Origin of the sequence: Streptomyces sp. DH37 (genome assembly GCF_029813835.1) — a bacterium.
Taxonomy (GTDB): Bacteria; Actinomycetota; Actinomycetes; order Streptomycetales; family Streptomycetaceae; genus Streptomyces.
The window spans coordinates 1-4063 of the sequence record NZ_JARVKV010000130.1 but is presented as its reverse complement, the minus strand read 5'-3'; the positions used below and the strand labels follow the sequence as shown (position 1 = coordinate 4063).

General features: G+C 75.6%; 4 protein-coding genes. 3 read left to right on the top strand and 1 reads right to left on the bottom strand.

The window, feature by feature from the left end:
• Positions 1 to 51 precede the first annotated feature (51 nt).
• Positions 52 to 1248 carry an acyltransferase gene (locus tag QC029_RS30230; RefSeq protein ID WP_279559041.1) on the bottom strand — a complete coding sequence of 399 codons (1197 nt, stop codon included), beginning with the start codon at positions 1246 to 1248 and terminating at the stop codon, positions 52 to 54.
• A 250-nt stretch (positions 1249 to 1498) separates the two neighbouring features.
• Here QC029_RS30230 and QC029_RS30225 point away from each other — a divergent pair, with 250 nt between their 5' ends.
• The 3 genes from QC029_RS30225 to QC029_RS30215 all read left to right on the top strand — a co-directional run bounded on the left by QC029_RS30225 (position 1499) and on the right by QC029_RS30215 (position 3692).
• On the top strand, positions 1499 to 2149 hold the full coding sequence (locus tag QC029_RS30225) for a SurA N-terminal domain-containing protein (RefSeq protein ID WP_279559040.1): 651 nt from the start codon (positions 1499 to 1501) through the stop codon (positions 2147 to 2149).
• Positions 2150 to 2216: 67 nt separating this feature from the next.
• Entirely contained in the window at positions 2217 to 3275 is a 1059-nt protein-coding gene (locus tag QC029_RS30220; RefSeq protein WP_279559039.1) for a nucleoside triphosphate pyrophosphohydrolase, read from the top strand.
• Between the two features lie 54 nt (positions 3276 to 3329).
• Complete coding sequence (locus QC029_RS30215; protein ID WP_279559038.1) at positions 3330 to 3692, top strand: DUF6479 family protein; 363 nt, start codon at positions 3330 to 3332, stop codon at positions 3690 to 3692.
• The last annotated feature ends 371 nt before the right edge of the window (positions 3693 to 4063 follow it).

Sequence of the window (4063 nt, the reverse complement as noted above, 5' to 3'; positions counted from 1 at the left end):
GCCGGGGTCCGGGCCGGAACCCGGACCCCGGCCCCGACCCGTTCCCCGGCGTCAGCCCAGGTACCTGCGGAGCCCCAGCCGCCCCCACAGCACGCTCGCGCCGAACGACACCGCGACCGTCGCGGCCAGCAGCGCCACGAACAGCGGCCCCGCCACCGCTCCCGGCACGTCCGCGGAGACCAGCGGCTCCGCGATCGCCGCGATCACCATCACGTGCACCATGTAGGCGCCCAGCGACGCCGCCGACAGCTTCGACAGCAGCGGGACCCAGCGCTCCGGCACCCGCACCCGGTTGACCATGAGCAGCAGGCAGCCGGTCATCACGGCGACGAGGACGTGGGCGTTGGGGATCACGTAGTGGATCCGCGTGTGGTACCAGAGGACCCCGGCCATCGTCAGCGCCGCCGGCACCGCCCACACCCACCTGCGGCTCCCCAGCCGGCCCAGCGCCCCGGCCGGGAGCGCGAACAGCATCGCGCCGCCCAGCGCGTACGCCACCTGGTAGACGCCGAAGCCCCACCCGAAGCGCGGCAGGTCCCAGCCGGTCCACCGCTCCAGGTCGCCCATCAGGCTGGGCGCGGCGGCGAGCACCAGCAGCACCGCCCCCAGGCCCCACGGCCGCTTCCCGGCCCGGACGAGCACGACGAAGGCCAGGGCGATGATCAGCGGGATGTAGGCGTACATGAACCACAGGTGGTACGCGGGCCGCACCGAGCCGAACAGGGCGTCCACCGCGAGCCGCGACACCGGCCCGTCGTTGGTGCCCCACACCCGGCCCCAGGCCAGGTAGAGGGCGGTCCAGACGAACAGCGGCACCGTGTTGCGCACGATCCGCCGCCACATGCGGCTGCTGTCGCGCGGCGGCGCGCCGACCAGCACGGCCCATCCGGCGATGGCGAAGTACATCGGCACCGCGAACGGGTTGAGCGCCTCCACGATGTGCCCGGTCCAGTACGCGCCGGGACCGTTCGCCTCCTCGCGCTCGACCGCGGCGATGAACACGCCGCCGATGTGCCCCAGCATCACCGCGACCGAGCAGATCAGCCGCATCAGGTCGACGTCGTGCCGGTGCTCGCGGGGCGCCGCGGGGGGCGCGGCCGCGGAAGCGGGGGAGGGGGAGGAGGACGGGCGGGTGGAGGGGGCCGGGACGCCGGGGAGGGGCTCGGCCGGCCGGAGGTCTCTCTGCCCGGAGCCCGCACCGGCGTCGGCGCCGCGCCCCGGGGTCTGCACGGCTGTTTCGTTGGACACGGGGGCCACTCTTGGGCACCCGGGTGTACGGAGCGGTAACGACGGGCGAACACTGCCGCGGCCCCGGCCCGTCCCGTTGCGGGGCCGGCGCGCATCCCCGCCGCCGCGGGCTCGTTTGCCGAAACAGTGCCGAAACGGTGGTGGGAGTCACGCCGACTGCCTAGCATCGATCATCGCCGGGACGGCATTGCACAGGTGTTCCCCAGCACCGCCCACACCATCCGTTCCACAGCCGCTTTCAGGAGGCTCAATGTTCCGCCGCAGGACCTCGCTCTCCCTCTCAGCCGCGGCGGCGGTGCTCGTCGCGGCACCGCTGCTGACCGCGTGCGGCAGCGAAGCCCACCCCGGCGCGGCGGCCGTCGTCGGCGGCGAACGGATCACGATGACGCAGGTGCAGTCCCAGGTGAAGGCCGTACGGGACGCCCAGAACGAGTCGGACCGCAGCGCCGAGCTGATCAAGAACACCGAGCAGCTCACCCGCGGCACGGTCGGCACCCTGGTCTTCCAGCGGGTGCTGGAGCGGGCCGCCGACGACGCCGGTGTGACGGTCAGCCGCCGCGACGTCCAGCGGGCGCGCCAGGAGGCCGAGCGCAACACGGGCGGCCCCGAGCAGCTGGAGGCGATGATGCTCCAGCAGCGGGCCGTCGCACCGGGCGAGATCGACCAGGCCGTGCGCGCCCAGCTCCTGGTCCAGGGACTGGCGCAGAAGCTGGGCGTCAACCTCCAGACGCCCCAGGGCCAGCAGGAGATGACGCGGACGCTGGCGGAGGCGTCCGAGAAGCTGGACGTGACCGTCAACCCGCGCTTCGGCGCCTGGGACGACCAGCAGATCACCCTGACCGACGCCAAGGAGCCGTGGATCAGGAACGTCTCCAACCCCGACCCGCAGCAGCCCGCCTGACACCCGGCGCTCCCGACGGGGGCCGGTCCCCGCCCGGGGACCGGCCCCCATCGGTTACGTTCGGAGCGTGAACCCCTCCAGCCCCGCCCCCGTCCCCGCCGCCGGCCGCATCGTCCTGCTCACCACCAGCCACCGCGTCGCCCCCGGACTGCTGTCCTGGCCCGCCTGGCAGGCGCTGCGCACCGCCGACCGCGTGCTGTGCGCGGACCCGGACCACCCGCAGCTCCCGTACGTCCGCGAGGCGGGCGTCGCGGTCGAGATCGCCCGGCCCACGGCCCGCGAGCTGGTGGACGCCTGCGCGGGCGCGGACGGTACCGGGAACGGGACCGGGAGCGGGACCGGCGGCCTGACGGTGGTGGTCCTCGCCGGCGCCGAGGGCGAGCCGCGCCTGACCGACGGCCTGGCCCGCCTGGCCGGCGGCGGCCGCGAGGCCATGCCCGAGCTGGAACTCCTCCCCGGCTCCTACGACCTGCCCGGCGCCCGCCTGCTGGACCTGGTCCAAGTCATGGACCGCATCCGCGCCGACTGCCCCTGGAGCGGCGTGCGCACCAGCGAGGACCTGGTGAAGTACGGCATCGAGGAGGCGTACGAGCTGGTCGAGGCCATCGAGGAGGGCGACCGCGAGGCCCTGCGCGAGGAGCTGGGCGACGTGCTGCTCCAGGTGGTCTTCCACGCCCGCATCGCCCAGGACCACCCCGACGAGCCGTTCTCCGTCGACGACGTGGCCGCCACGATCGTGGAGAAGCTGGTCCACCGCCACCCCCACGTCTTCGGCGACGAGACCGCCGAGACCCCGGAGGAGGTCAAGGCCCACTGGCTGCGCACCAAGGCGGTCGAGAAGCGGCGCGCATCGGTGACCGAGGGCGTCCCGCTGGGGCAGCCGGCCCTCGCCCTGGCCGCGAAGCTGGCGGGCCGGGCCCGTACGGCGGGCATCGACGCCCTGCCCGCGGGCGAGGGCGTCGGCTACGAGCTGCTGGCCCTGGCCGCCCGCGCCGAGGCCGAGGGCACCGACCCGGAGACGGCCCTGCGCGCGGCGGCCCGCGCCTACCGGGACGCCATACGGGCGGCCGAGGCCGCGCGCGGGCCCGGAGCACCCGCCCCGGGGCCCGGCGACCGGGACGGGTGACCGGGCCGGGCGACCGGGCCGAGTGACCGGGCCGCACGGGGGTACCCGAAGGGCATGAACGGCATCTACGCAGCGGATCACCTCCCACTGGCGGCTTCCGACCTGACGATCGGCCTCGGTCCTCTCATCGCGGGAATCGTGGTGGCGGGCCTGCTGATCCTGGCCGTGGTGTACGGGCTGCGCCTGCTCAGGCGCGGCGACGAGGGGGTCTCCACCCCGACCGACTGCCCGGACGAACCGATCGGCTACGAGGACGGCGTCCGCGACGACGAGGCCATCCCCTCCGACGGCCGCCGCCGGTTCCCGCACGAGCTCCAGGAGCACGAGGACACCCACCCCACCGACCCGGACAAGCGCCCGACCTGGAGCCCCGGCAGCAGCGGCGGCTTCGGCTCCGGCGGCCCGGGCCACACCTGATCCGGTCCTGACCGGGCCCGCGTGCCCGGCCCCGGCCCCCGCACCGCCGGAACGCGGTGCGGGGGCCGCCGGACTGTCCCCGTGACGGTCCTCGCGGCGGCCCCGGAACGGCCCCGGAACGCGGTGCGCACCACGCCCGCCGGGCACCGGCCCGTGGGGGCGAGCCGCTGCCGATGCCCCGCCCTCGACACCCACGTGCCGCGCCGCCGCGAGACGGCCGCCGCCCCTGGACCCCCGCCGGTGCGGGACGCCCCGCCCGTGGCGTACGCCGAGGGCAGCCGCGACGAGCGGTCCGCCGGACGATTCGGCCGCTGCCACGCGGATCCGGCCGCCCCGCGATCCGCTCAGGACCGCCGTGCTGCCCCCCGGGG

Coding starts and splice junctions, on each gene's coding strand:
- QC029_RS30225 (WP_279559040.1), top strand. CDS start 1,499: ATGTTCCGCCGCAGGACCTCGCTCTCCCTCTCAGCCGCGGCGGCGGTG.
- QC029_RS30215 (WP_279559038.1), top strand. CDS start 3,330: ATGAACGGCATCTACGCAGCGGATCACCTCCCACTGGCGGCTTCCGAC.